Annotated in this window: 29 protein-coding genes; 2 read left to right on the forward strand and 27 right to left on the reverse strand. The window is 39.5% G+C overall.

Annotation, left to right across the window (positions count from 1 at the left end; translation table 11 throughout):
• Position 1: 1 nt before the first annotated feature.
• From ccmE to ccmA, 5 genes are read right to left on the reverse strand one after another with little or no spacing between them, the layout of a single operon-like run.
• The gene (ccmE, locus tag D172_RS13270) at positions 2-481 is read right to left on the reverse strand and encodes a cytochrome c maturation protein CcmE (protein ID WP_007377926.1); all 480 of its coding nucleotides are present in this window, start codon (positions 479-481) and stop codon (positions 2-4) included.
• Complete coding sequence (gene ccmD, locus D172_RS13275) at positions 478-681, reverse strand: heme exporter protein CcmD (protein WP_007377927.1); 204 nt, start codon at positions 679-681, stop codon at positions 478-480. Before ccmD ends, ccmE begins: the two co-directional genes overlap by 4 nt.
• A gap of 2 nt (positions 682-683) precedes the next feature.
• On the reverse strand, positions 684-1,421 hold the full coding sequence (locus D172_RS13280) for a heme ABC transporter permease (RefSeq protein WP_007377928.1): 738 nt from the start codon (positions 1,419-1,421) through the stop codon (positions 684-686).
• The gene (gene ccmB / locus D172_RS13285) at positions 1,421-2,107 is read right to left on the reverse strand and encodes a heme exporter protein CcmB (RefSeq protein ID WP_007377929.1); all 687 of its coding nucleotides are present in this window, start codon (positions 2,105-2,107) and stop codon (positions 1,421-1,423) included. Before ccmB ends, D172_RS13280 begins: the two co-directional genes overlap by 1 nt.
• Positions 2,107-2,724 carry a cytochrome c biogenesis heme-transporting ATPase CcmA gene (gene ccmA / locus D172_RS13290; protein ID WP_108912434.1) on the reverse strand — a complete coding sequence of 206 codons (618 nt, stop codon included), beginning with the start codon at positions 2,722-2,724 and terminating at the stop codon, positions 2,107-2,109. The genes ccmB and ccmA overlap by 1 nt, the downstream gene beginning before the upstream one ends.
• Before the next feature lie 113 nt (positions 2,725-2,837).
• Here ccmA and D172_RS13295 point away from each other — a divergent pair, with 113 nt between their 5' ends.
• Together D172_RS13295 and D172_RS13300 are read left to right on the forward strand one after the other, a co-directional pair.
• Positions 2,838-5,198 carry a flagellar hook-length control protein FliK gene (locus D172_RS13295; RefSeq protein WP_007377932.1) on the forward strand — a complete coding sequence of 787 codons (2,361 nt, stop codon included), beginning with the start codon at positions 2,838-2,840 and terminating at the stop codon, positions 5,196-5,198.
• A 2-nt stretch (positions 5,199-5,200) separates the two neighbouring features.
• Positions 5,201-5,509: an EscU/YscU/HrcU family type III secretion system export apparatus switch protein gene (locus D172_RS13300; protein WP_007377933.1), complete on the forward strand. Its 309-nt coding sequence runs from the start codon at positions 5,201-5,203 to the stop codon at positions 5,507-5,509.
• Positions 5,510-5,540: 31 nt separating this feature from the next.
• On the opposite strand, the gene D172_RS13305 is transcribed toward D172_RS13300, so the two are convergent.
• The 22 genes from D172_RS13305 to fliL all read right to left on the reverse strand — a co-directional run bounded on the left by D172_RS13305 (position 5,541) and on the right by fliL (position 25,057).
• A complete protein-coding gene (locus tag D172_RS13305; RefSeq protein WP_007377934.1) occupies positions 5,541-5,942 on the reverse strand; it encodes a DUF2802 domain-containing protein in 402 nt (133 codons plus the stop codon).
• Positions 5,943-5,959: 17 nt separating this feature from the next.
• Positions 5,960-6,454, reverse strand: a complete 495-nt coding sequence (locus D172_RS13310; RefSeq protein ID WP_007377935.1) for a chemotaxis protein CheW — start codon at positions 6,452-6,454, stop codon at positions 5,960-5,962.
• Between the two features lie 24 nt (positions 6,455-6,478).
• Positions 6,479-7,261 carry a chemotaxis protein CheW gene (locus tag D172_RS13315; protein WP_007377936.1) on the reverse strand — a complete coding sequence of 261 codons (783 nt, stop codon included), beginning with the start codon at positions 7,259-7,261 and terminating at the stop codon, positions 6,479-6,481.
• 3 nt (positions 7,262-7,264) lie between these two features.
• A complete protein-coding gene (locus D172_RS13320) occupies positions 7,265-8,035 on the reverse strand; it encodes a ParA family protein (RefSeq protein ID WP_007377937.1) in 771 nt (256 codons plus the stop codon).
• 18 nt (positions 8,036-8,053) lie between these two features.
• On the reverse strand, positions 8,054-9,004 hold the full coding sequence (locus D172_RS13325; RefSeq protein ID WP_007377938.1) for a flagellar motor protein MotB: 951 nt from the start codon (positions 9,002-9,004) through the stop codon (positions 8,054-8,056).
• 5 nt (positions 9,005-9,009) lie between these two features.
• Positions 9,010-9,774, reverse strand: a complete 765-nt coding sequence (locus D172_RS13330) for a flagellar motor protein (RefSeq protein ID WP_007377939.1) — start codon at positions 9,772-9,774, stop codon at positions 9,010-9,012.
• Positions 9,767-10,897 carry a protein-glutamate methylesterase/protein-glutamine glutaminase gene (locus tag D172_RS13335; RefSeq protein WP_007377940.1) on the reverse strand — a complete coding sequence of 377 codons (1,131 nt, stop codon included), beginning with the start codon at positions 10,895-10,897 and terminating at the stop codon, positions 9,767-9,769. The genes D172_RS13330 and D172_RS13335 overlap by 8 nt, the downstream gene beginning before the upstream one ends.
• A 61-nt stretch (positions 10,898-10,958) precedes the next feature.
• Entirely contained in the window at positions 10,959-13,148 is a 2,190-nt protein-coding gene (locus D172_RS13340; protein WP_007377941.1) for a chemotaxis protein CheA, read from the reverse strand.
• Positions 13,149-13,163: 15 nt separating this feature from the next.
• Positions 13,164-13,931 (reverse strand): protein phosphatase CheZ, encoded by a 768-nt coding sequence (locus tag D172_RS13345; protein ID WP_007377942.1) that lies wholly within the window; start codon positions 13,929-13,931, stop codon positions 13,164-13,166.
• A gap of 17 nt (positions 13,932-13,948) precedes the next feature.
• Positions 13,949-14,332: a chemotaxis response regulator CheY gene (gene cheY / locus D172_RS13350; protein ID WP_007377943.1), complete on the reverse strand. Its 384-nt coding sequence runs from the start codon at positions 14,330-14,332 to the stop codon at positions 13,949-13,951.
• A 40-nt stretch (positions 14,333-14,372) separates the two neighbouring features.
• Positions 14,373-15,083 (reverse strand): RNA polymerase sigma factor FliA, encoded by a 711-nt coding sequence (locus D172_RS13355; protein WP_007377944.1) that lies wholly within the window; start codon positions 15,081-15,083, stop codon positions 14,373-14,375.
• A 26-nt stretch (positions 15,084-15,109) separates the two neighbouring features.
• Positions 15,110-15,970 (reverse strand): MinD/ParA family ATP-binding protein, encoded by an 861-nt coding sequence (locus D172_RS13360; protein WP_007377945.1) that lies wholly within the window; start codon positions 15,968-15,970, stop codon positions 15,110-15,112.
• Positions 15,963-17,447, reverse strand: a complete 1,485-nt coding sequence (gene flhF, locus D172_RS13365; RefSeq protein WP_007377946.1) for a flagellar biosynthesis protein FlhF — start codon at positions 17,445-17,447, stop codon at positions 15,963-15,965. Before flhF ends, D172_RS13360 begins: the two co-directional genes overlap by 8 nt.
• A gap of 20 nt (positions 17,448-17,467) precedes the next feature.
• Positions 17,468-19,579: a flagellar biosynthesis protein FlhA gene (gene flhA, locus D172_RS13370; RefSeq protein ID WP_007377947.1), complete on the reverse strand. Its 2,112-nt coding sequence runs from the start codon at positions 19,577-19,579 to the stop codon at positions 17,468-17,470.
• Positions 19,580-19,652: 73 nt separating this feature from the next.
• Positions 19,653-20,783, reverse strand: a complete 1,131-nt coding sequence (gene flhB, locus D172_RS13375) for a flagellar biosynthesis protein FlhB (RefSeq protein ID WP_007377948.1) — start codon at positions 20,781-20,783, stop codon at positions 19,653-19,655.
• 9 nt (positions 20,784-20,792) lie between these two features.
• Positions 20,793-21,572: a flagellar biosynthetic protein FliR gene (gene fliR / locus D172_RS13380; RefSeq protein WP_033023775.1), complete on the reverse strand. Its 780-nt coding sequence runs from the start codon at positions 21,570-21,572 to the stop codon at positions 20,793-20,795.
• A 2-nt stretch (positions 21,573-21,574) separates the two neighbouring features.
• Positions 21,575-21,844: a flagellar biosynthetic protein FliQ gene (locus D172_RS13385; protein ID WP_007377950.1), complete on the reverse strand. Its 270-nt coding sequence runs from the start codon at positions 21,842-21,844 to the stop codon at positions 21,575-21,577.
• Between the two features lie 40 nt (positions 21,845-21,884).
• Positions 21,885-22,625 carry a flagellar type III secretion system pore protein FliP gene (fliP, locus tag D172_RS13390; RefSeq protein ID WP_007377951.1) on the reverse strand — a complete coding sequence of 247 codons (741 nt, stop codon included), beginning with the start codon at positions 22,623-22,625 and terminating at the stop codon, positions 21,885-21,887.
• A gap of 4 nt (positions 22,626-22,629) precedes the next feature.
• Positions 22,630-23,013: a flagellar biosynthetic protein FliO gene (gene fliO / locus D172_RS13395; protein WP_007377952.1), complete on the reverse strand. Its 384-nt coding sequence runs from the start codon at positions 23,011-23,013 to the stop codon at positions 22,630-22,632.
• Positions 23,010-23,408, reverse strand: coding sequence for a flagellar motor switch protein FliN (gene fliN / locus D172_RS13400; protein WP_007377953.1), 399 nt, complete (start codon positions 23,406-23,408; stop codon positions 23,010-23,012). Before fliN ends, fliO begins: the two co-directional genes overlap by 4 nt.
• Before the next feature lie 20 nt (positions 23,409-23,428).
• The gene (gene fliM / locus D172_RS13405) at positions 23,429-24,517 is read right to left on the reverse strand and encodes a flagellar motor switch protein FliM (protein WP_007377954.1); all 1,089 of its coding nucleotides are present in this window, start codon (positions 24,515-24,517) and stop codon (positions 23,429-23,431) included.
• A gap of 9 nt (positions 24,518-24,526) precedes the next feature.
• The gene (gene fliL, locus D172_RS13410; protein ID WP_007377955.1) at positions 24,527-25,057 is read right to left on the reverse strand and encodes a flagellar basal body-associated protein FliL; all 531 of its coding nucleotides are present in this window, start codon (positions 25,055-25,057) and stop codon (positions 24,527-24,529) included.
• Between the last annotated feature and the right edge of the window lie 19 nt (positions 25,058-25,076).

A 25,076-nucleotide genomic window follows, 5' to 3' on the forward strand; every position in this document is an offset into this window, starting at 1 on the left:
GCTAATTACCACTATCTAAGTTGTATTTTGGTTCTTCGTGCTTAATACCTTTAACTGCCTCTGCAACTTCTGCTGGCATATATTTTTCGTCATGCTTTGCTAGCACTTCAAATGCTTCAATAACGTTAGGTTCGATTAATACGCCCTGAGCTACAATGCCTTGCCCTTCACGAAACAAGTCTGGCAATATACCTTGATAACGCACGGTCACTAATGGACCTGTATCTATTAGCTTAAAGCTTACTTGTAAGCTCTGTTCATTACGCTCAACAGTGCCTGGTACAACCATGCCGCCAATACGTAACTTTTGGCCAATGAAAGGCTTTTCTTTATTAGGCCCTTTGCCATCAATAAGTTCGCTTGGCGTATAAAAAAGATTAATGTTTTCTTGAAGTGCATAAAGCACTAAACCAATTGATCCACCAATACCAAACAGCACGGCAATAATTACCAATAGGCGCTTTTTACGTCTTGGATTCATGAGACTTGTTCCTGTTTAGCTTTTTTAATTCGCGCTTCGCGTATTATTTGCTGTTCTACTGAAGCCATAATGCGTTTGGTATCTCTTAAAGAGCTCACTAAAATACCGAGTAAAATAAGTGCGCATGTACCAAAAGAAAGCCATATATAAAACCCATAGCCCCCCATTGCAATAAAATCAGAAAAAGAGTCAAACTGCATAATTACCCCTTATTTAACAACGAGCGTACCCACGGTCGGTGCTTTTCGCGTTGTAAAATTTCATTTTTAAGACGAATTAAAGTCACTGTTCCTACAAAAGCAGCAAAGGCTAAAATATTAACCATAAGTGGCCAAAACATACTTGGGTCTATTGCTTTTGTGTCTAATTTTGTAATGCTTGCGCCTTGGTGTAGCGTATTCCACCACTCAACAGAGTAATGAATAATAGGTAAGTTGATTACGCCCACAATCGCTAAAATAGAAGCCGCACGCCCTGCTGACTTCTTATCTTCAAATGCATGGTAAAGCGAAAGCACGCCAAGATATAAAAATAATAAAATAAGTTCAGACGTTAAACGCGCATCCCATACCCACCAAGCACCCCACATAGGCTTACCCCATGCAGCGCCAGTAATAAGCGCTATAGCTGTAATACAAGCACCAACAGGCGCTATAGCAATAACGGCAAGTTCGGCATTTCGTAGTTGCCATACAAGTGCAACAACAGCTGCAATAGCCATTGATGAGTAAGCGCCCATAGATAAAATGGCGGAAGGAACATGAATAAAAATGATACGGTAGCTGTCTTTTTGCTGGTAATCGGCAGGTGCAAAACCAAGCCCCCATACCCAACCAACAATCATACTAACTACAGTAACTACGGCAAAATAAGGCAGTAACGTATTGCATAATTGATATGCACGCTCCGCTTTAGCATAGGGATGTAACCACTTCCACATTAACTTACACTCACTTTTAAAGCTGACGATATGGCAATTGGTGCGCTAATAATAGCAATAAGTAACATTGCACCAAGGATAGCAAGCTGTCCACTATAATCCAGTGACATGGTACTGGTATCGATAGCCGACGTTGCAAAAATTAAAACTGGAATATACAAAGGCAGTACGAGTAAACTCATCAAAATTCCCCCTTTTTGTAATCCTACAGTAAGCCCAGCGCCAATTGCGCCGATAAAGCTCAATAGCGGTGTGCCTAATAATAATGTTAAAACGGTCGCTGTTAGCGCCGAACTTTCTAGATTCAATAACAATGCAAACAATGGTGTCATTAATACAAGCGGTAAACCTGTTACCACCCAATGAGCAGCCACTTTAGCAAGTACGGTTAGCGATAATGGATAAGAGGATGCAATTAACTGCTCCAACGAGCCATCGTTAAAATCATCCCTAAACAACTTATCTAAGCCCAACATGGTAGAGAGTAATGCGGCAACCCAAATAATACCTGGCGCCATTCTCGCAAGTAGACCGGGCTCAGGCCCTATTGCTAACGGAAACAATGAGATTACAATTAAGAAAAATAAAATAGGATTTACAATTTCGGCGCGCTGGCGAAACGCAAGTTTTACATCTTTGGTAAATACCGCACTAAATAGCAACCAATAAGAGTGTTGACGAGTCATTAGTGGCGATACTCCAGTGTAACCGTTTGTAAGTTACTAAAGTGGGTCGTTAAGTCTTGGTGGGTTGTTAATAAGATAGCACCACCGCTTTGTAAGTGCTCAGTAAATCGTTGTTGTAAAAAGGCGACACCACTTTTATCAAGCGCAGTAAATGGCTCATCAAGCACCCATAGTTTAGCATCACTTAACCATAGTCTTACTAAAGCAACACGTCGCTGCTGCCCTGCAGATAACATCCTAACAGGCACATCTTCAAGTCCAACAAGGCCTAGTTTCGCTAAAATAGGGTATAGTTCAGGCTCGCTATAGCCATTAATTTGCAACCAATGGCTAACATTTTCCACTGCACTAAGCTGAGTGTTTACGCCCGTTTTATGACCTATAAACAATAGCTCTCTGGCATACTCTTCATAGTACTTAGATATCGGCAATTCTTGGTATAATATAGCCCCTTCATCAGGCGCAGAAAAGCCTGCGACAATACGCAATAACGATGTTTTTCCAGCCCCGTTAGGGCCTGCTAATTGCATGATTTGACCGTTATTAAGGCTAAAATTAAGATCCGCAAACAAACAACGATCTTGCTTGATGCAGGTGACGGACTTAATGTGTAACAAGATGACGATTCTCTCTGCCAAAAATTAGGCGTTAGTCTACCATAATGATAGGGTAATACGAATATTGCTTTAAAATCGATTCACTTAAAATAGAGAAAACTTGATTTAAAATAATGAATACGCCAACGCAAATCACATTATCTAATTCATTGGTTATCAATCAATCGAGCAATGCTCAAACGAATGAATTATCGCAATTACCTGATGAGGTGCTTGCCGCTAAAAATATACAATTTTCGAAAGATTCGATTACGCTTGATGTATTTATTGATAAGCATTGGCAAACATTAAGGCTTGGCACTACAAGCGCACCTCAAAACTTACAAAAAATAGCCAGTGCTAACATACAGCTCAGCCCTGATGGCAAAAAGCTCAACATTATACCAAACAGTACAACCCTCACCTTAAGTCAACCAACTCAGTTACAGCGTTTATTAAATTATGTAAGCACAGGCACTGAGGTAGAAAGTAAGCCAATGGATGTCCAGGTTGTTTTATCGCCTACTCCCAAATTAGTCATTGATAAACTCAACGCCAGTATTGCAATAAATAAAGACGTAGCGCAGCTACTTATAACCGAGCAACCTTTAAAAGTAATTGTAAGCACTAACAATAAAGGCGCACAGCTAAATATTATTAACAGCTTTGCTGATACAGTTCATTCGCAACCACTGAGTCAAACAAGACTGACTAAATTACTCGCAGCGCTGCTACCTAATGCACAACTGCAAGCAACACCAAAACTGGCCATTTTAACTCATCCACAAAAGTCGGGGTCGTTTACAACGCCTATAAATAATAAACAAGTTAGTGAACTACCCAGCACGACTATTAAGGTAAACTTAGAAAACCAGGCTGATAAATTGTTTATTAAAACCGATACTAGCAACATAAAAGTGATGCTTAATAACTCCTTCTCGAAACCATTTAACGAGTTGCTTTTAGCTCAAAAAAATAATGCACCTGAAGTAGCCGTTTCTGCGAGTAATATTAAAGTAAATCCATTACTTACTACTGATAGCCCAATAAAATCGTGGCTACAAAATAGCTTGAGTGACTTAAGAACACGAATTAATGATGCGGTAAAATATTTTGAAAGTAAGCCTTTTACGACACAAAATAAGTCAGAGTTTACAGCTGCCAATTCATCCGCCGCCTTACAAAAAAACACCAAAGTTGTACCACTAGACAGAGTTAACATTACCCAAAGTGCAAGTGTTCAGATATCAAAAAATACAAGTAACATTTTGACCGAGCACTTTTCTAGACTCCCGCCGCTTGTGCAACTAACTCAGCTTATGAAAGGAAGTGTTAGTGTTTGGCAATCACCTTCAAACATAACAACCAACACGCCAACAACAAATAACATTACTCAAAATACAGTAGCTTGCTCTACACCAAGTGATTTAAAAGCAAATCAATTAAACATCCTAAATGCGAGTACTAACAGTAAAACTGACACGTTAATTAAGACTACAAATGAAACAGTTACTAAAAATATTATCTCATCAGCAGAGCCGTTATCTAATACAGGCTCTCGTAGTCAAATGCTTCAACCAATAGAAGCAAAGCTATTAACTATATTATTAAAGCTTCCTGACACCACCGCCCCTACAGATAAAATGGCTAGCAATAAACAACTTTTAAGTAATCAGATCACTGATATTACAAATAAAGTAACAAAAGAAACACCCGATTTAACTCGGTTAATCAACCAAGCATTTAATCGTATGGTCTCAAGCAATAACACACACCCTGCGACCATACAGCGTGAAATACTTGCTACTTTACAACCGTCTCATCTAACGGGGGACATTTTGCAAAGTAGTTTCACTAAAGGGCTTGAACAAGTAGCTGTGAGTATTTTAGCCGCCCCTATAATTAGCCAGTCAGTAACACCTATCAGTTTTAATAATCAAACTGGCTTAGATGCACTTTTGCAAGTACTTATACCTACTTTTAAAACAGGTAACACTGGAGCAAAAATGCTTGAGCAACTCCAACAGGCTCAAGTTCAAGCTTTGGCTAGCGAAATTGTACAAGTTAAAAATACACTTACCCAAGTAAGTGTCTCAACACCAAATCAACAGCCAGACACAAACCCGCTTGCACAATTTTTATTACCCATGAGATTACCTCCAGAAGCAGCACAAACAGAAATAACACTGGGGCAATATAAAAAGCCAAACGCAGATAAATTAGGAGATAAAAATGTATGGTTTGTAAGGCTAAACTTTGATTATGCCCAACTTGGGCAGCTACAAATTACTGCTGAGTTAATGGATAAAGCACTTGATTGCCAGCTATTAGCCTCAAGCCAAGAAGTAAGCGCAATTGCTCACCCTCACCTAGATAATTTAAGATCAAAACTAGCTAAACATGGTTTGCAAGTTGGTGAACTTAATTTAAAACGAGGAGATGCTAACAATCAGGCATTTTATAAATCTCATGCAATTATTAATATTAAGGTTTAGCTATGAGTGATACACCTATTAATAAATCAGCCATTGGACTTTTATACGAAGCTGGCAACACCCCCACTGTAAGTGTGAAGGGGTTTGGTGAGTTAGCTGATGAAATAATAGCAGCGGCTAAACTAAAAGGAATTATGATCCACGAAGATGCTGCACTTGCTAAAACGTTGTCGCATTTGGAGTTAGGAGAAGAGATCCCAAAAGAACTTTATTATGTAATTGCAGAACTCATTGCATTTTCGTATGTATTAAGGGGTCAATTCCCGCCAGGTTGGCAAGACTTTCAAGGTAAGTTGAATATTAAAGCATGAGATTATTTATACGCTGATAACTAAAAAGGCGCTAAGCGCCTTTTTGTTTATGCAATGAAAAGAGTAATTCAGCCTCAGCGCGAGGTAATTCACACTCGCGTATTACCTCCTCTAAATCAGCCCCTAACTCAACCATTTTAACAGCACGCGAATAAATTTTGGCATCTGGATCATCATACTTTTGAGCCGCTTGTTGTTGAACTAATTCTTGATGCTGCTGTTCAACATCAAGTACACGCTTACCTATACTCAACAAGCCTGTTCGTAATTCAGAAACCTCACTTCGCAAAATATGAGTTTGTTCGGAGGTATCTTTAAGCTGCTGCATGACAAAATTCAGCTCACTCGTTTGTTTATTTTTCAATGCAAAAACTAACGCTAACGATATTAGACCTATCGCCAGCGCAGCTATTGCAATACTAAGTAACAGCATATTTTTATTGGTAAAGCTTATAAATCGCTTAACTCATCCCATTCATCATCACTGAGTAACTTGTTTAAATCGACTAAAATAAGTAACTCATTATCACGATTACAAACACCTTGGATAAATTTAGCACTCTCTTCAGTACCGACATTAGGTGCACTGTCAATTTCTGAACTGCGTAAATATACAACTTCAGAAACACTATCGGCTAAAATACCAATAACTTGCTCTTCAGCTTCTATTATTAAAATACGAGAGTTATCGGTTGCATCAGCGGCGTCTAAACCAAAACGAGCACGCGTATCAATAACTGTTACTACGTTACCCCGTAAATTAATAATACCAATTACATAAGAAGGAGCACCTGGTACTGGAGCTATTTCAGTGTAACGTAATATCTCTTGGACTTGCATTACGTTTACGCCATAAGTTTCTTCTTCTAACTTAAAGGTAACCCACTGTAATATTTCGTCATTGTCTGCATTTTTATTTGCTGACAGTAATTTATCTTGATTCATGCTGTTACTCCGTAATGGTCATTATTACTGACGACTATCTAAGCCTTTCTCTAATAGCGCATTTAAATTATCTACATCAATTAAAGCACACATTTTCTTTTTAATAACTCCAGCAAGCCATGGGCGCTTACTTTGATCTGTACGCCATTTTACATCTTCTTTACTCAATGTAATGTTATTTATTAACTTTTCAGCTAATAACCCCCATTGGCTGTCACCTAACGTTATTAAATATTGATAGTTAAGTGACGCTTCTAGTTTTTCGTCATACTTCTCAGGCATCACCCAATGCGCTGTATCAACAACATTAAGTTTTTCATCTCTATTAAGCATAACGCCTTTGAACCATTTTGGCTTACCAAATAAGTGATTTACTTCACCTAACTGATGAATCCCACCTAACGCTTTTAATGGTACAGCCAAAGTCAAACCCGCAACTTCAAAAAATAATGCTTGAAACTCACCGTCAAAATAATCTTCTTGGCTTTTTGTTACTGCTCTTTGTTCCGGCTCTACTGATAAATGTGAGCTTGTCTCTACAACTAAATCAGCTTTAACTGGCTCTGGCTCATTAGTAATATCTAATGGTTTTAGCTCTTCTGTTTGCAGATCTTGAGCAAATATTTTTTCCGCTGCTTTTAATTGTTCATTAGGCTTTAAATGTACTTGCCCTTTTTGCTGTTCACTCGGTATTTGTTCAAGCAGTTTTGCCACAGGTTCAAGGTTATCTGTAGGCTCGTCATCACGTAATAACGCACCTAAATATTGAGTCATTACTTTTTCATTAGCAAATAATTGCTTACTCATTCATTAACCTTGCTCTATTAAATAGTCTAATAATGCTTTATATGCAAAAACACCACGGGAACGAGGACAAAACTCTATTGGCACTTTTTGTGCCAAACTCGCATCTCTAAATTTTGTATCAACAGGAATAACACCTGGCCACACTTTATCTTTATAGGTTTCTTGTAAAGTTTTATATGCTTCCAACGATGCTTTAGTGCGTTTATCATACATAGTAGGAATTATAGTATATTGATAACTTTTCGCTTGAGAGCTTTGCATTAATTCCATAGTCCGCATCATCCTATCAAGCCCTTTCAGGGCCAAAAATTCGGTTTGTACGGGAACTAAAATACGCTCACTCGCAGCTAATGCATTAACCATTAAAACCCCCAAAACCGGCGGGCAATCAAGTATTGCATAGTCATAATATTCACTAATTTTAGCAAGCGTTTTCTTTAGTATTAAACCCATGCCTGTTTTATTACCCATACTTCTATCAAGTGTAGCTATTGCCATAGTAGCGGGTAAAATATCAAGATTCTCAAGAGTTGACGGGCAAAGTGCTTGCAATATTTCTTCACTTTGCATACTTGTTCCGCGAGCAAAAATATCGTACACGCTGACTTCTAAATCTTCAGAGTCGATACCAAAATAATAAGTTAGTGATGCATGGGGATCTGTATCAATAAGCAATACACGTTTGCCCTGTAACGCTAAAATACCGGCTAGGCTAACTGCCGTTGTTGTTTTACCGACCCCGCCTTTTTGATTCGCAACAGTCCAAATCTTCACATTACATCCTAATTGCTATTAATTTCGCGTCGTTATTCGGATCCCACCATGAGGTAAACGAATTATTTTTATTGTATTATCGTCTGATGGTAGTTCCACTTCAGGCTCTGTCTGTACTGCTATATTTTTTTGCTCTAACGATGGACTATCTTTAGGTGGTAAACCATACTTAGAAAGAGCGATTACAACCTTACGGTTTTCAGCTCGACCTTTCTCTGTGTTATTATCACCAAAAGGAGAATACTGGCCATAACCTTCTATTGCCATTCGTGCAGAATTAATACCCAACGCTTCAAGCTCGACTAAAATTGAGGTGGATCTTGCAACTGAAAGCTCCCAGTTTGAACGAAATATTTCGTTACTAATAACCTCATTATCTGTATAACCGCGCACTCTAATGTAGTTATCGACTGGATCAATAATATCTTTGACAATTTTTACGACTTGCTTAGCACGCGAATGAGCAACTGAACTACCACTAGAAAATAACATTCCTGAACTCAACTCTATAATGAGCCAATCTTGATTCAATTCAAGACTCGCTTCTCCATCACGAATTTCATCAATGAGTGCTGATTGAAGTTTAGTTAACAAGCTATCTAATGGTTTTCCTAAATATTTTTGTTTAATGTTACTTGTGTCACTTTGACCATCTAATAACTCAGGGCCTTGTTCCTTTTTTTGAATACTTTCGCCATACAACACCTCTTGTTCCGGCGTTACTCTGTCGGTTAAGACCCCACTCCCATTAACACCATCACCAACTTGTGAATGTTGGCGCGCAGATTTATCAAAAACATGCTCGAGCGAATCCGATAATATTTGAAATTTTTCTTCCTTATCTATAGCAATAGCGTACATAACCACAAAAAAGGCAAACATTATCGTCATATAATCTGCATAAGACACAAGCCAACGCTCAGTATGCTGACTTTTAGAGGAAGTGTGACGTAAACGTCGACGTAGCATAATCGTTATTTATCCACTAAATTAGGGCGTTCTACACGATAAGCTTCTAACTTTAATTCAATATTAACAGGGCTTTCGCCTAAACTGATTGCAATAACACCTTCAGCTAACAGTTCGTGATACAACATTTTTTGTTCAACACGTTGTTTTAGTTTATTTGCCATCGGTAAAAATAGTAAATTAGCTAAACCGACACCATAAATAGTGGCTATAAATGCTGTCGCGACACCAGCACCCAGCTTTTGCGGATCGGTAATAAATGACATAGCCTGAATAAGACCAAGCACTGCGCCCAAAATCCCTATTGTTGGGCTATACCCGCCCATAGCTTCATAAACGCGTCCTGCCTCTAATAAACGGTCGCGTTCTAATAATAAATCAATTTCAAGTGTATCGCGCAGCTTTTGCTCAGAGCAACCATCAACAAGTAAGCTAAGACCTTTAGCTGCATATGGATCGGGATGAGTTAAGGCCTCATTTTCAAGTGCTAAGTAGCCTTCTTGTCGTGCTTTGTGAGACCATTGTTTAACTTGTTCGATCGCTTCGTCTACATCATGCTTTGGCGAAATAAAAACCCAGTGGCTTATTTTTAGCATTTTTTTAAAAGTACTAGATGATGTTTGCAACATCACAGCGCCAAGCGTACCACCAACTACGATTATAAGTGCTGGTCCATTGAATAACGCAGAGACAACACCGCCTTCTAAAGAATAACCTATCGCTATAGCGCCTAACGCAATAAATAAACCTAATATAGAAAGCTTATCCACAACCAATCTCTTTTTTAATCCTTAGAGCTATATCATCTAGAGCAAGACTTTCACTTGCTAAGCCAGCACTTGCAACCGCCTGTGGCATACCGTAAACAACACAACTTTTTTCGTCTTGTGCCCAAATAGTGGCGCCAGTCTGCTTCAACATTCGAGCACCATCACGCCCATCAGCCCCCATACCAGTAAGAACAATAGCCAGTACGTCACCTTGACAAGCTTTTGCAACGCTTGCAAAAGTCACATCAACACTTGGTTTATATGTTATTCGCTCACTGTTATCTTCAAATACGCGCAATGTTTTTGAAGACCCACGCCCCTCAACCATCATTTGTTGGCCACCTGGAGCCAAGTATGCAGTCCCTGGTTGTAATCGATCCCCTTGTTGAGCTTCCTTTACTTTTATCTGGCATAAACCATTTAAACGCGAAGCAAATGCAGGTGTGAATGCGGCAGGCATATGCTGAATTAATAATATAGGATGCGGGAAATTTGCTGGTAATTGAGTTAATATTGTTTGTAATGCAACGGGTCCGCCAGTCGATGTACCAATAGCAACAAGTTGATATTTTTTACCACTAGCATGAACGGAGGCATTAGAATTCGTACGTTGAAAGCTTCTATCTGGCTGCTTTAACGTTGCCGTGTTCCTTAATGAACTTGGAGTCGCTAATGGCATACTTTGCGGTTTAGCTGGTGTTATGGGCTTGAATGTACGGGGAACTCTTCTTCGACCAATTTCTTTCACTTTAGCTTGTAAAAGCTTTATTGCATCTTCATTGTTACGTGCAATATCTTCGAATTTTTTCGGTAAAAAATCCATTGCTCCGGCATCTAATGCATCAAGCGTTGCCGTTGCACCATCTCGAGTTAGTGAAGAAAACATTAAAATTGGTGTCGGATTACTCGACATTATTTCTTTAACTGCGCTAATACCGTCAAGCACAGGCATTTCTACATCCATTGTAATCATGTCAGGGCGTAGTTCAGCTGTTTTTTCAACAGCTTCTCTGCCATTCACAGCAAAACCTATTACTTTTATATCGCTGTCTTGCTCAAGTATTTCGCTCACTCTGCGGCGAAAAAAGCTAGAATCATCAACAACTAAAACTTTAACGGCCATTTAGCTCTCTTATTAAATTGAAGTGTAGGGCACTTTTACAGTGCACCTACTTTATTTATTATCAGCCCGCGTAATGTTTTAACATATTTGGTACATCTAAAATAAGTGCAATACCACCATCGGAAGTAATTGTAGCACCAGCCATACCGGGTGTTCCTTGTAATAAAGCATCAAGAGGTTTTATTACAACTTCCTCTTGCCCTATTAACGAATCTACGACAAAGCCTACTTGTTGTGTACCAATTTGGACAATAACTACATGACCATGTGCTTTACGCTGAGAGCGGTCAGCGCCTTTAACTAGCCAATGCTCAAGATAAAACAATGGAATTGCTTTTTTGCGCACAATAATTGTCAATTGACTATCAACAACATTCGTTTTAGTTAAATCGAGGTGGAATATTTCGCTAACACCCGCAAGTGGTAATGCAAATGTTTGCTCTCCAACAACAACCATTAAGGTCGGCAAGATAGCGAGAGTTAATGGTACTTTTATCTCTAAAGTAGTCCCAACACCTAACTCTGACTGAATACTTACTGAGCCATTAAGTTGGGTAATTTTGGTTTTAACTACATCCATACCAACGCCACGACCTGAAATATCCGAAATCTCTTCTTTTGTTGAAAAACCAGGTGCAAAAATTAAATTATATGCTTCAGTATCAGAAAGCCGGCTTGCTTGGTCGTGATCAAGAACACCTTTACTAATCGCTATTTTTTTCAGCTTCTCAGCATCCATACCAGCACCATCATCTTTAATGGTAAGTAAAATATGATCGCCTTGCTGAGATGCTGATAACGTAACAGTACCTGTTCTTGGTTTTCCAGCAGCCTCACGAAAATCTGGCATTTCAATACCGTGATCAACAGAGTTACGCACTAAATGCACTAAAGGGTCGGCTAATGCCTCAACCAAATTTTTATCTAAATCAGTCTCTTCACCAACTAATAATAGATTAATGTCTTTATTTAAGCTGCGTGCTAAATCACGAACAACTCGAGGAAATCGGCCAAACACTTTTTTAATTGGTTGCATGCGGGTTTGCATAACCGCACCTTGAATATCAGCAGTAACAACATCTAAGTTAGATATAGCTTTACCCATTGCTTCGCTTTCAGAATTCGTAGCCAAGCTAACTAAGCGGTTACGAACAAGTACCAATTCACCGACCATATTCATAATTTGATCTAAGCGTTTAGTGTCAACACGCACTGTCGTTTCAGCAGTTGGTGCAGTAGCCTTTTTTGGAGCAGCAGCAGCTGTTTTTTCAGCAGGTTTTGCAGGTACTGGTTTTAATGCTTCAACTTTTGGTACTGGGGCTGCTTTGGGCTTAGGAACAGCTTGTTTTGCGGCTGGTTTTTCAGCAATCGCAGGAGTGCTTTCTAAAGATTTAGGTGCAGTTCCCTTACCATGAAGTTCATCTAACAGTGATTCAAATTCATCATCACTGATATCATCGTTCGATGAATCTGTATTGTTAGTCGAAGGCGATGGCTTTTGTACATCAGGTGTAACATTACTTTCTTGCGCTGCAACAGAGCCGAAACTGCCAACACCATGAAGCTCGTCTAGTAAATTATCAAACTCATCGTCTGTAATATCACCATTCAAATCATGACTATTTGTGGGGGCTTTTACTGCCGATTCTTGGCTTGTACCATGTAATTCATCAAGTAGGTTTTCAAACTCATCCTCTGTAATTTCATCAATTTGAGAGTCAGTTTCAGATGAAGTTGGGCCACTAAACAGCTCATCAAAAGCAAAAGGGTCCGCACCATCAGTACTGGGAGTTTGTGCTTCAGCGGCTTCTTGAGGCTGTTCTACAACAACTTCAGGAGAAGTACCTGATAACTCGTCTTCTGTGGGGGGGAGACCTAACTTATGTAAAACTTCAAGTAGTTGAGGATCCGCAGGTTCTGGTTTATCACGATTTTGAATCGTCGCAAACATTTCATTGATAGTATCAAGTGCTTGTAAGATAACATCCATTAGCTCAGAATTAACAGAACGAACGCCCTGCCTTAACAAGTCGAATACATTTTCTGCGCCGTGACATGCGTCAACAAGCTCAGTCATAGCTAAGAATCCAGCACCGCCTTTTACGGTATGAAAGCCTCTAAATATAGCATTTAGCAACTCGGTATCTTCTGGATTGTTTTCCAGTTCAACTAACTGTTCAGATAAAAGCTCAAGGATTTCTCCTGCTTCTACAAGAAAGTCTTGTAAAATATCTTCATCGACTTCAAACATGCAGTTACTCTCCTCTTAGAAGCCCAAACTTGATAAAAGATCATCGACTTCATCTTGATCAGACACAACATCATTACGTGATTCTTTATCAATAATAGGCCCTTCAGGACCTGCTAATGTTTCTGGGTCAACTGGGTCATCTATTTTTTGTGGTTTTAGGGTGACTGCTTTACTGATATCTTGTTCAGAAAAAGCAGTTAAAAGATGAAGTAAGCTTTCTTCAACTTCCCTAACAAGTTCTATAATTCGGCGAATTACTTGACCTGTCAAATCTTGATAATCTTGGGCCATTAATATGTTAGTCATGAAGCTTTGTAACTCATCAGTTTTATGATGAGAACTGCTCATGAATTTATCAATGCTGTGGCACAGTACTTTAAATTCACCGAGTTCAATTTCACGACTCATTAGACGGTCCCATGTCGGTTTGATATGGGATATTTCATCCGCTAACTGTTGTGCTATCGGTAAACTCGCCTCAACCGCATCCATGGTTTTATTTGCAGCATTTTCTGTCATCTCAATGACATAATTAAGCCGTTTTTTAGCATCAGGTATAGCGTCGTTAGTGAGATCTGTTAGGCGCGTGTCTAGCTCAAAGCCTTTTAAAGCTTCATGTAGTTGACGCGTCAACTTTCCCACTTCGTCAAATATTTCTGACTGCTCTTTAGATGCAGTATCTAAAATTAGTTGATCAGCTTTATCATGTTCGCCATTTTCTAAAAAAGTGACGAGCTGACGAGCTTGTTCTAACGTTATCCGAGGCGCAGCAGGTGCTGGCATAAGCCTTTCCCCTATTATTAACCTAAGCGTTCGAACACTTTTTCTAATTTAGTTTTTAATGTGCCAGCTGTAAATGGTTTTACAATATAGCCATTAACACCAGCTTGAGCCGCTGCTATTATTTGTTCTTTTTTAGCTTCAGCTGTCACCATTAAAACAGGAAGGTGTTTTAATTTATCGTCAGCCCTTATCGCTCTCAAAAGATCAATACCTTGCATTCCTGGCATGTTCCAATCTGTTACCACAAAATCAAAAACTTGATTTTGTAACATGGGTAAGGCTGTAGAGCCGTCATCCGCTTCTTGGACGTTGGTAAAGCCTAAGTCGCGCAATAGATTTTTAATAATACGTCTCATTGTCGAAAAATCATCAACAACAAGAATTTTCATGTTTTTATCCAAAACATCCTCCAGTGAGGTCTTAACCTGTATTTACTTACTACTAGTTTATCCAGTCATTGATTTTTGCTTTTAGCTTAATCATCGCCTGACCATGTATCTGACTTACACGCGATTCACTTACATCGAGTATATGTCCAATTTCTTTTAAATTCATTTCATCGTTATAGTACAAAGAAAGTACCATTGCGTCTCGTTCTGGTAATGACTTGATAGCATTTAATAATGATTCATTAAATCGTTCATTTTTAACGTTATTAAACGGTTTGTCTAGCGTTAAATCTTGGCCAGCCGTGGTAATAACATCTTCATCGACCCCGAGGTCTTCGATGCCTAACACTTTACTTGTGTTTACATCGTTTAAAATATGATGGTACTCATTTAACGAAATTTCAAGTTTTTCAGCAACTTCTATATCGGTTGGTTCACGATTTAAGTTACTTTCTAATCCAGCAATCGTCTCGGCTACAAGACGGCTTTTTCTATGAACCGACCGAGGAGCCCAGTCACCACGGCGCATTTCATCAAGCATGGCACCGCGAATTCGTATTCCCGCGAACGTTTCAAAACTTGCGCCTTTGGTTGCATCAAAGTTTTTTGATGCTTCAATTAGGCCTATCATACCCGACTGAATTAGGTCATCAAGTTGGACACTTGGAGGCAAACGAGCAATTAAATGACATGCCACTTTTTTGACTAGCGATGCATGTTTTTCAACAATCACATTTAAATTTTGTGTTGATTGATATCCCATAGCTCTATTTACCAATGTTGTCATAATTAGCCGTTAACTAGCTTCTCTATAAAAAACTCTAAATGTCCTGAAGGTTGGTTAGGTATAGGCCATTTCACTGCTCTTGTCGCCAGTGCTTTAAAGGCAACTGAAGCAGGAGAACTAGGAAAAAGTTCTACAATCACTTTTTGACGGCGAGTTGCCTTACGCATATTTTCGTCATAGGGGATTGTTGCAACCAACTCCATTGACACATCTAAAAATCGGTCCGTTACTTTTGAAAGTTTTGCAAATAACTCATGACCTTCACGCATACTACGAACCATATTAGCTACAATTTTGAATTTATACACCCCATGCTCACGACTTAACACTTTAATAAGTGCATAAGCATCTGTGATTGAAGTCGGTTCGTCGCACACTACAACCATTACATCTTGAGCAGCACGAGAAAAACTCAGTACCATATCTGAAATACCCGCAGCGGTATCTACAATTAAGATATCAAATTCGGTATTTAATTCGCTAAAAGCGCGTATAAGGCCTGCATGTTCAGACGGTGATAATTCCACCATACTCTGAGAACCAGAGGTCGCTGGTACAATTTTAATTCCTGCAGGACCTTCAACTAAAATCTCATCGAGTTCACACTCACCAGAAAGTACATGTGATAAATTACGTTCAACCCGTAATCCGAGCATCACATCACAGTTCGCTAGACCTAAGTCGGCATCAAGTACTAAAACTCGATTACCTTGCTGGCCTAATGCTATTGCCGTGTTAAGTGAAACATTTGTTTTACCTACACCACCCTTGCCACCAGTAACAGCGATAACTTTTACGCCGTTGTTATTGTTTTGACTCATTTTGCGCAGGCCGCTTGCTTGATCTAATACTGTGTTAATCATACATCCCTACTGTGCTCGACGCCACTGCTTGGTGTCGTGAATGTTGTGCTTTTATTCTTTTCAAATACAATTGCTCAGCTTTTTTTACTAGTTTTTCTGCATTTGCAACACGAATGTCTTCTGGAACTCGTTGACCATTAGTAAGATACCCTATTGGAAGGCGATTTTGAATCGCAATACTAATAATCTCACCTAAACTTAAAGATTCATCCAACTTGGTGAAAATACAACCACTTAACTGCACTTTTTTGAAGTGTCGTACTGTTTCTTGCAAGACATTTATTTGCGCTGTTGCACTTAATACTAAATAACTACGAATATCAACACGTTGATTGCGCATAAGCGTATTCAATTGCTCTGTTAAACGTAAGTCTCGTTGACTCATACCTGCTGTATCAATTAATACTAGACGTTTATTTCGTAAATGGTATAAAACTTCAGCTAATTCATTAGCATCTTTAACCTGCTTTACTCCACAACCGATAATTCGACCGTATGTTGCAAGTTGCTCATAAGCACCAATTCTGTATGTATCGGTGGTTATTAGCGCCACTTTATCTGCACCGTATTTCTGTGCGCCTAAAGCAGCTAACTTTGCAACTGTTGTCGTTTTCCCCACACCAGTTGGGCCTACCAATGCGTAAACACCACCTTGACGTAGTATTTCATTATTCGTAGTTTGCATCTGGTCTTCGACCATTGTTAACAAAGCCTTCCAACCTTGTTGGCGAGATACGTCATCAGGTACAAAACACGCCATTTGTTCTGCAACTTCTTTATCGATTCCCATACCAACTAAACGGTCAATCATACAAGCACGTGTGGGGTCACGGCGTGCCATATCTTGTTGCATTAAACCTGATACTTGGTGCTCTAGCAATTGACGAATAGCGTTCATTTCTTCACGCATTGACGTCATTTCTTCACTTTCATTATTTTTAACGTGCGCTTGAGGTGTTACAGGGCTATCTAGATCATCAAAATCACGATCTAGGTCATCAAAACCTAAACTATCGGCTTGGGTCTGTGGACGTGTTGGTGCAATATCTTCGCGAGCAAACATATTCGCTGAGCGAGGTTTGACAACGGGCTCTTGATAATTATCGGTCGTTTCAATACCCGATTGAGAAAACATTGATGCTAATTCAGGTGAACGTGGGCGAGGAGATTGACGCTCTAGTAAAGCTTCTAAACTATCTGCAACCCTAGCTTGGGGAGCCGCTTTAGGGCGTTGTGGCTCTGGCTTTACAAAATTATGTATACTGTGTGATTGTGCTGAGTCATCCGCACGCGCTAAAGTATTTTGCGGCTGTGCAACTGATTTAGGGGCCGCTTTTTCATAATCAACTGCGGCTACAATCTCAACGCCATTAGCCAGCTTTTTGTTAGACATAATAACCGCATCAACACCAAGTTCATCTTTCACTTCTTTAAGTGCTGTACGCATATCTTTAGCAAAAAAACGTTTAATTTTCATTATTCAACCCCTTTAAAATCTTATTGTTGGCCTACAGAGCTGACAATTTTTATCTGTCTTTCGTCTGGCACCTCTTGATAAGACATCACCCTTAATCCTGGGATGGTGTACTTAACAAAACGAGATAACACAGTACGTAACATTCCTGACGTTAACAGTATTGAAGGTTCACCGGCCATTTCTTGATTTTGATGCGCTTCATTCAATGACACTTGAAGTCGCTCTGCAAGTCCTGGCTCTATACCGGCACCTTCATCGCCTGCATTTTGTAATGACTGATGCAACATCTGTTCCAACTCAGGCGCCAAGGTTATGACAGGTATTTCAGATGACATTCCAACCGCATCTTGAACAATTAATCTACGCAGAGAAATACGCACTGCAGCCGTTAATACATCAGGGTCTTGGCTACGAGGACCATACTCAACAAGGGTTTGTACAATTGATCGCATATCGCGAATAGCCACCCCTTCGTTCAATAAGTTCTGTAGTACTTTTACAATAGCGGTTAACGGCAATACATCAGGGACAAGCCCTTCAACCAAACGAGGATGACTCTTTCCAAGCATATCAAGTAAGTTTTGAACTTCTTCATGCCCTAGTAACAACGCTGCGCTGTTAGTTAACAACTGACTAATATGAGTTGCAACCACTGTGGCAGAATCAACAACGGTATAGCCTAAAGATTGAGCTTCGTCTTTTTGATCAGGTTTAATCCAAACCGCGTCTAACCCAAATGCAGGATCTTTAGTTTCAATTCCTTTTATCGGACCAAATACTTGCCCTGGGTTAATAGCCAGCTCATCACCATGCTTAAGCTCCCCCTCACCAGTAGATACTCCCATTAGCGTTATTCTGTAAGCATTAGGGTCTAGTTCTAAATTATCGCGAATATGAACAGGAGGAACTAAAAATCCAAGCTCTTGAGAAAGCTTTTTACGCACTCCTTTAATCCGGTTGAGTAGTTCACCACCTTGTGATTGATCAACCAGCGGAATTAATCTATACCCTACTTCTAATCCTATTACATCAACTTGCTGAACATCATCCCAACCAAGCTCTTTTTGCTCTTGTTTATTCGCAACACCTGTCGCGGTGCTTCCGCCATTTGCAGCCTCTTCAGCTTCGGCTGCAGCAGCTTTGATTTTACTTTGCTGCGTGTAATAGGCTAAGTAACCAAGTAGTGCGCCTAAACTCAAAAAAGCAAAATGCGGCATACCAGGGACTAACCCCATGATGATCAAAATACCTGAAGCAATAAAGAGTGACTTTTCGTTACCAAGTTGTTTCTTGAATTGGTCACCCATATTAAGCGACTCATTTTGACGTGTTACTACAATTGCCGTGCCAATTGAGAGCAATAATGATGGAAGCTGAGCAACCAAACCGTCACCAATGGTTAGAAGTGTATATACTTCCATTGCATGGCTAAAACTTAAGTTATGCTGGATCATCCCAACAAATAAGCCACCTACAATATTAATAATTAAAATAACGATACCGGCTATTGCATCGCCTTTTACAAACTTACTCGCACCATCCATTGAACCGTAAAAATCGGCTTCGCGAGTTACTTCCTCGCGACGGTCACGCGCTTGCTCAGCACTAATAAAGCCGGCATTTAAATCGGCATCTATTGCCATTTGTTTACCTGGCATTGCATCAAGGGTGAAACGTGCAGATACCTCAGAAATACGTCCAGCACCCTTTGTTATTACTACAAAGTTGATAATGATAAGAATTAAAAATACAACTAAACCAACTGCATAGTTACCACCAATTACAACTGAGCCAAATGCTTCAATGACCTTACCTGCAGCATCACCACCGTTGTGACCCTCAAGTAACACAACTCGAGTACTAGCAACGTTGAGCGCTAAGCGCATAATCGTAGCGATAAGTAATACAGCGGGGAACATACCAAATTCAACTGGTTTCATCGTGTAAACAGTCACGAGTAATACAACTAATGCGAGCGCAATATTAAACGAAAAAAGGATGTCGAGTAAAAATGGCGGTAATGGTAAAATCACCATTCCCAGTGCAGCAAGCACAAGCAAAGGAGTCCCTACTCCTTTGGCATATTCTTTTTTGTCTCTATTAAGTTGTTGTAATACCGCTTTAAAACTCATAATTCTACAATTTCAAAAAATTGACACTATATAGAATTAGCAATAACTATTCCAAGTTAGTAAATTTGCGATATTAATACTTGTAGGCGTCGGGGATGGGGAGTTTATTACTAAGCTTTGTAGGGCGTTTTCCTCGTCCCTTGTTAAAACGTTTTAGCTGAAATACATACGCTAGCACTTGTGCAACAGCCGTAAATAGCTGATCAGGTATTTGATCGCCAACTTCAGCCGTATGATAAAGTGCTCTAGTTAGCATGGGGGACTCTACAATGGGGACTTCATTACCAATTGCTACTTTACGAATTTGCATTGCCATCTCGTCAATACCTTTGGCTAGTACAATAGGCGCTCCTGCACGCTCCGTATCGTACTTTAAAGCGACTGAGTAATGAGTTGGGTTAGTAACAATAACATCTGCATCAGGCACATCTTGCATCATGCGTTTTTGCGACATTTGCCTTTGTGTTTGCCTAATACGTGCTTTTATTTGTGGGTCACCTTCCGAGTTTTTATACTCATCTTTAACCTCTTGCATTGTCATTTTAAGTTGCTTGTTATGGTTATAACTTTGAAATGGCGCATCAATTGCTGCAATAATAATTAAAGTGCATGAAAGCCCTAAAAACATCCACGCTAAAATCTCTAAGGCATGAATAATATTACCCGGTGCACTTTCTAAGCTTAAGTGCAGTATTTCATCAAAAAAAGTATCAATTAAAAACACTGCAAAACTTGCAACTAAACCAAATTTTAAAAGTGACTTTATAAGCTCAACAGCCGCTTGCGGGCCAAACATTCGCTTAAAGCCCTTCATTGGTGACATTTTGCTTGCTTTAGGCGCGGCAGCTTCCCAGCTAAAATTAAAACCACCTAACAATGTATTACCAATAAATGCAGCTAAAACAATAATTAATACAAACATGGCCATCGGGAACATTAAAGCGTCAGCAACTTCTCCCCAAACGGCAAACATTTTAGTTGTATCAAATGCTTCGTTACGGTTTAAGCTAAGTGTACGGCCCATCACATTATATAAACCTTTGCCAATTTCTGGTCCATACATCAAAAGAGATATAGCCGAAAAAATAAGCACAAACATGGTACCTAACTCTTTTGAGCGCGCTATTTGACCTTTCTTTTTAGATTCGTCAAGTTTTTTGGATGTGGGTTCTTCTGTTTTTTCCTGCCCTGAGTCTTCAGACATGACTTTCTCCTAAGGTGAACAACCAACTAAAGTACACATTAGCTCAATCATTTTTAACCATTGAAACTCAAACTGAGTAACAAAGTTGCCTAGTGTCGCCCAAATAATAATAAGTCCCGCTACCAAGGTAAACGGAAAACCAATAGAGAAAATATTTAATTGCGGCGCTGCACGCGTCATAATACCAAACGACATATTAATAACGAGCATAGCTGTGAGCGGTGCAAGTGAGAGTACAAGTGCTGTAGTAAACATCCAGCCGCCCCAGGTCACTATGTCCCAGTAATGATCTACAGACCACCACGTGCCATCAATCGGTAACACTTGAAAACTATGGACCACCATCTGAATCATCATTAAGTGGCCATTAAAAACAAAAAATAGAAGTGTCGCTAAAATCAGAAAAAACTGTCCAACAGCAGGTACACTTGCACCATTAGAGGGATCAATAACTGAAGCAAAACCTAAACCTGTTTGCATTGCTAATATTTGCCCAGCTAACACAAAGGTGTTTAATAAGAGTATAGATGCAAAACCAATCGCAATACCAATCAACATTTGCTGGATAACAACTAAAATCATTTCAAACGAAAACAAATTAGTGAAGGTGGCCGGAGGTAATACAGGTATAACAACGAGAGTTACTACAACCGATAACCCCATCTTTATCCGAGTAGGGACGTTTTTAGCACCCAAACCAGCCATAATCATTATCATTGAGCTGATGCGAACTAAGGGCAGCAAAAAATCACTCAACCATTGAATTACGACTGAAAACGGATACTCCACTTTTAACCTGCTATTTCAGGAATGAGCAATACTAAACGAGTGAAAAAATCCATTAACTCTTGAGTAAGCCAATGGCCACCCACAATTAGCGCACTTATAGTGATTAATAAACGAGGTAAAAAACTGAGTGTTTGTTCATTGATTGATGTTGCAGCCTGAAATACAGCAACAATTAAACCAATAATTAGGCCTGGTACTACAATTGCAGACACCAACTTAATAACCAAAAACAAGGCATCACTTAGAATATCAACAAAAATTTCCGGTTCCATGTTGTACTCCTATTGTTGAATTACATTAATACTTTGCATACTAAGTCCCTAAGCCAAAGCTTTTGGCTAAGGTACCCATCACTAAGCTCCAACCGTCAACAAGTACAAATAACATAATTTTAAACGGCAAAGACACTATCATAGGAGAGAGCATCATCATACCCATCGCCATTAATACCGAGGCAACAACTAAATCAACAATTAAAAATGGAATAAAAAACATAAACCCGATTATAAATGCGGTTTGCAGTTCACTGGTAACAAATGCAGGGATCAATACAATTAATGGTGTATCTTTTGGCGAGTTAAGCTGGTCGTACCCGGCAATTTTAGCAAACGTTTCTAGATCTTTAAGACGAACTTGAGATAGCATAAAGGCTTTCATAGGCTCTTTTGCAAGCTCTAAAGCTTGCACTGAAGTAACCTGCTCATTTAAATAAGGTTCTATGGCCTGCTCGTTCACCTGCTGGTAAATAGGAGACATTATAAAAATACTTAAAAAAAGCGACATGCCTAGTAACACTTGATTCGACGGTGTTTGCTGCAAACCAATTGCTTGGCGTAAAATAGCAAGCACAACAATAATACGTGTAAATGAGGTCATCATGATTATAGCGGCTGGTATAAAACTCAGCGCCGTCATAATCGCTAAAACTTGTAACGTTACTGAGTAATCTTGTGTGCCATCGGCGTTTGTTGTAATGGTTAGCGCATCAATACCCTCAGCACTGACACTTGGTACAAATACCATGGCGAAAATAATAAGCAGCCACTTTGTCATAGGTCTAATTCTTTTTATTTTGGTTTGATTGCGGGTTTAAAAGTTTACCAAATCGTTTAGCTAATTCAGGAAGTTCTTTTTCGCTTAATGGGGTTTCTAACTTGTGTAAGTAATTAATACTGTGAGGCGTTACACCAAGCAAATGCTGCGCATTGTCTATTTCAACAACCATTAAACGCTCACGAGAACCCAAAGGTAGGCTTCTAACTACTTTAAACTCATCGCTGTTTGCTAGATTTGGATTAAGCTTCTTTACAAAAAATGCCAGCACGATGATAAGTACTAGCACCATTACGAGTGACAGCACCATAGAGAGTATATCTCCAGTTGGTGTTGCCACATCTGCTTTTGAAAAAACGGAACTCGTTAAAGCAACTAATAAGCTCATCGTAATTTTTTGATCCGCTCTATTTGGCTTATTACATCAGTTAAGCGAATACCAAACTTGTCATTTACTACAACAACCTCTCCATGAGCAATCAAAGTACCATTAACCAAAACATCCAATGGCTCACCCGCAACACGATCAAGCTCAACAACTGATCCTTGGTTAAGCTGCAGTAAATTACGAATATTTATTTTAGAACGGCCAACTTCCATAGAAATGGTAACTGGTATGTCTAAAATCGTATCGAGTTTACGTTTTTCATCGCCGCTGATTTCGTGCTTTGAATCACTTAACTCGTCTAATTCTGCAACATGCGCCTCAGCACCTTCATCTGGGGTATCGGCTTCTGCAAGCGCAGCAGCCCACTCGTCCATAGTATCTTGATCATCACTCATACTTTTAACCTTTTAATCAATTACCAGTCTAAATCTACACCATCAGAAAGGTGTAAATCATCCTCTAATTCTGCTAATTCTGCATCTGAGTCAATTTTCTTGCCGCCTTTGGTAAATACATGCAGCTCAGATTTAACTGAATCAGGTCGTTTAATTTTTTCGCTAATCTGTAGGGCAACACTATCACGAGAGCGGCCCATTTTGGCTCTGAATGTAGGTAACTCTTCGACAAATACTGTAATGTGCTCAGGCATTTCAACAGGGATTATATCGCCTGCTTTGAGTTCCATTATTTGCTTTAAAGACAAATCAACTTCAAGTAATTGAGTTGATAATCCAACTTCTACATCCATAATCTCATCGCGAAGCGCTTTACTCCATCGTAAATCGGTATCTTCAGTATCCGACTGCACACCTGCATCTAACAGCTCTCTGATTGGCTCAAGCATGGAGTAAGGTAATGCTATGTGAAAATCACCACCACCACCATCAAGCTCAATATGAAAAGAGCTAATAACTACAACCTCTGTGGGGCTCACAATATTAGCCATGGCAGGGTTGACCTCTGAGTCGAGGTATTCAAAAGATACATCCATGACAGGCGCCCATGCTTCTTTATAATCTTCAAAGATTATTTTAAGTAGCATTTGTACAATACGACGTTCTGTTGGTGTGAACTCGCGGCCTTCTATTTTTGCATGATAACGTCCATCGCCACCAAAAAAGTTATCAACCAAAATAAACACAAGTCGTGCTTCCATAGTGATTAGCCCGGTGCCTTTTAATGGTCGAAAGCGGACCATATTTAAGCTGGTAGGTACAAAAAGGGTGTGAATATATTCACCAAATTTAATCATTTGCACACCATTTATCGATACTTCAGCAGTACGGCGCATCATGTTAAATAGGCTAATTCGCATATGCCTAGCAAAACGTTCGTTAACAATTTCAAGTGTCGGCATGCGACCACGCACGATTCGATCCTGCGAAGAGAAGTCGTACTGAAGTGTACTACCTCCGCCGTCTTCACTATCGTGCTCTTCCTCTTCGACATCATCAACACCGTGTAATAACGCATCAATTTCGTCTTGGGATAATAAATCGCTCACGCTAACCCCTTATTGCATCACAAAGCCGGTAAACAAAACCCGCTCAATTACTTTACTACCTTCAACGCCAGCCAAAGCTGTTTGTACTTTTTCAAGCGCAGAAAAACGCAATGTTTCTTTGCCTGCACTTGTACTTAATTCATCAGCTGTAGTTGTAGAAAATACACTTAATAACGTGCCTTCTATAAGTGGGATATGTTTTTTTGCAGTCTCTTCATTGACTTCACCACGAACCAATAACTGCACTTTAATTTGTACAATCCTATCACGACTTGAACCTGGTACATTAAATACAAAAGGTCTGGGCATAGCAACATACAGTGCACTGCCAATCGAAGCAGATGAGCCAGAAGCAACAGGAGCCTCAGCCGCTATGGCCGTTTCTTCATCTAACGTTTCTGCTGGGACCTCATCAGAACCTGACATTAAAAAATAACCTGCGGCGGCACCAACAACAAGTACAACGGCAACAATAATAATTATCAGCTTCTTTTTACTTTTACCTGTTTCTTCAATTTCTAAATTAGTGTCTTCAGCCATTGTATTTCCTTTATTTGCA

The sequence above is a fragment of the Pseudoalteromonas sp. Bsw20308 genome, from assembly GCF_000310105.2.
GTDB lineage: Bacteria > Pseudomonadota > Gammaproteobacteria > Enterobacterales > Alteromonadaceae > Pseudoalteromonas > Pseudoalteromonas fuliginea.

Bases quoted from the DNA above. Each gene is read 5' to 3' on its own strand.
- ccmE (WP_007377926.1), bottom strand. From the start codon at position 481: ATGAATCCAAGACGTAAAAAGCGCCTATTGGTAATTATTGCCGTGCTG.
- ccmD (WP_007377927.1), bottom strand. From the start codon at position 681: ATGCAGTTTGACTCTTTTTCTGATTTTATTGCAATGGGGGGCTATGGG.
- D172_RS13280 (WP_007377928.1), bottom strand. From the start codon at position 1,421: ATGTGGAAGTGGTTACATCCCTATGCTAAAGCGGAGCGTGCATATCAA.
- ccmB (WP_007377929.1), bottom strand. From the start codon at position 2,107: ATGACTCGTCAACACTCTTATTGGTTGCTATTTAGTGCGGTATTTACC.
- D172_RS13295 (WP_007377932.1), top strand. From the start codon at position 2,838: ATGAATACGCCAACGCAAATCACATTATCTAATTCATTGGTTATCAAT.
- D172_RS13300 (WP_007377933.1), top strand. From the start codon at position 5,201: ATGAGTGATACACCTATTAATAAATCAGCCATTGGACTTTTATACGAA.
- D172_RS13305 (WP_007377934.1), bottom strand. From the start codon at position 5,942: ATGCTGTTACTTAGTATTGCAATAGCTGCGCTGGCGATAGGTCTAATA.
- D172_RS13310 (WP_007377935.1), bottom strand. From the start codon at position 6,454: ATGAATCAAGATAAATTACTGTCAGCAAATAAAAATGCAGACAATGAC.
- D172_RS13315 (WP_007377936.1), bottom strand. From the start codon at position 7,261: ATGAGTAAGCAATTATTTGCTAATGAAAAAGTAATGACTCAATATTTA.
- D172_RS13325 (WP_007377938.1), bottom strand. From the start codon at position 9,004: ATGCTACGTCGACGTTTACGTCACACTTCCTCTAAAAGTCAGCATACT.
- D172_RS13335 (WP_007377940.1), bottom strand. From the start codon at position 10,897: ATGGCCGTTAAAGTTTTAGTTGTTGATGATTCTAGCTTTTTTCGCCGC.
- D172_RS13340 (WP_007377941.1), bottom strand. From the start codon at position 13,148: ATGTTTGAAGTCGATGAAGATATTTTACAAGACTTTCTTGTAGAAGCA.
- D172_RS13345 (WP_007377942.1), bottom strand. From the start codon at position 13,931: ATGCCAGCACCTGCTGCGCCTCGGATAACGTTAGAACAAGCTCGTCAG.
- D172_RS13355 (WP_007377944.1), bottom strand. From the start codon at position 15,083: ATGGGATATCAATCAACACAAAATTTAAATGTGATTGTTGAAAAACAT.
- D172_RS13360 (WP_007377945.1), bottom strand. From the start codon at position 15,970: ATGATTAACACAGTATTAGATCAAGCAAGCGGCCTGCGCAAAATGAGT.
- flhF (WP_007377946.1), bottom strand. From the start codon at position 17,447: ATGAAAATTAAACGTTTTTTTGCTAAAGATATGCGTACAGCACTTAAA.
- flhA (WP_007377947.1), bottom strand. From the start codon at position 19,579: ATGAGTTTTAAAGCGGTATTACAACAACTTAATAGAGACAAAAAAGAA.
- flhB (WP_007377948.1), bottom strand. From the start codon at position 20,783: ATGTCTGAAGACTCAGGGCAGGAAAAAACAGAAGAACCCACATCCAAA.
- D172_RS13385 (WP_007377950.1), bottom strand. From the start codon at position 21,844: ATGGAACCGGAAATTTTTGTTGATATTCTAAGTGATGCCTTGTTTTTG.
- fliP (WP_007377951.1), bottom strand. From the start codon at position 22,625: ATGACAAAGTGGCTGCTTATTATTTTCGCCATGGTATTTGTACCAAGT.
- fliO (WP_007377952.1), bottom strand. From the start codon at position 23,013: ATGAGCTTATTAGTTGCTTTAACGAGTTCCGTTTTTTCAAAAGCAGAT.
- fliN (WP_007377953.1), bottom strand. From the start codon at position 23,408: ATGAGTGATGATCAAGATACTATGGACGAGTGGGCTGCTGCGCTTGCA.
- fliL (WP_007377955.1), bottom strand. From the start codon at position 25,057: ATGGCTGAAGACACTAATTTAGAAATTGAAGAAACAGGTAAAAGTAAA.